The sequence below is a fragment of the Vibrio sp. 2134-1 genome, assembly GCF_033339495.1.
Genome location: NZ_JAWOUS010000224.1, coordinates 1 through 880 on the forward strand (window position 1 = coordinate 1; position 880 = coordinate 880).

At 45.0% G+C, this 880-nt stretch carries 2 protein-coding genes and 1 pseudogene; all 3 read right to left on the bottom strand.

Translation table 11 applies throughout. The features are described from left to right. Positions 1-155: 155 nt before the first annotated feature. Positions 156-431 carry a sulfurtransferase complex subunit TusB gene (gene tusB / locus R7R78_RS25075; protein ID WP_225474495.1) on the bottom strand — a complete coding sequence of 92 codons (276 nt, stop codon included), beginning with the start codon at positions 429-431 and terminating at the stop codon, positions 156-158. A gap of 7 nt (positions 432-438) precedes the next feature. Continuing rightward, entirely contained in the window at positions 439-795 is a 357-nt protein-coding gene (gene tusC, locus R7R78_RS25080) for a sulfurtransferase complex subunit TusC (protein ID WP_005458285.1), read from the bottom strand. Further along, positions 792-880 (bottom strand): annotated as a pseudogene (locus R7R78_RS25085) (sulfurtransferase TusD); the annotation flags it as partial. The gene tusC and the pseudogene R7R78_RS25085, both read right to left, overlap by 4 nt.

Sequence of the window (880 nt, forward strand, 5' to 3'; positions counted from 1 at the left end):
AAGTAAGCTTTGTGAAAAATCTATCCCTAGCCACCATTGGCAGTTAGGGACGCAAAATTCTATGCAGCAGTGAGAGGTGTGTCAAGAAATATACGGATCTTTTTTGTTCAATTAAAGCAATTCATCCGTAAAGCTTTATCGACAGGAAAGGTGTATTAATCCCAGGTGAGAGATTTATCGTGTTTTGCCGTCAATTCGACAAAGCCAACGTAGTCTACGACAGTCACTGATGGACTGATACGATTTGCCATTCCACGCGCTTGAATATCGCTTTCTAATGCGAACACAGTGGCGTGTTTTACATGGCTAAACGCCTTGTGCTGTGGATTTGCGGCGTAGACGGCATCTTCAATCAGCAAGGCAGCATCTTGTTCGCTATACAATGCGAATGCATCTTCTAAGGCTGAACCGGTTTTGATGATGTGTAACATAGCGTCCTCAGAATGACAGTAACTTGCCAGCTTGCTGCAGTTTTTCTTTTACTTGCTCAAGGCTGAGTGCTTGAGCATCTATAACGAGATCAGCTTGAGCCAATCCTCTCTGCGCTAACGATTCTGAACACACAAACACCTGTTCGATGTCGTATAGATCGAATAACTTGAGCATCGGCGCGTAATCTTTGCTTAAGATACCACTAGGTTCTTGCCCTAACAGAAGTTGATACACACCATCTCCGATAAAGATCACGGTGATATCTTCGCAATACGCGGAAGCCGCTAAAAGCGCATCAACGCCTTCGCGACCTGCTGCGCTGCCATGCGGTGCGCTTCGAAATAGATAAGTTAACTGACTCAAAACTGTACCACTCTGTCTTGGGTTAACATCGCTTCGGCTAGACTGCCCAAACCCGCTTGTACAAAACCTTCTGCAAGATTGTTTT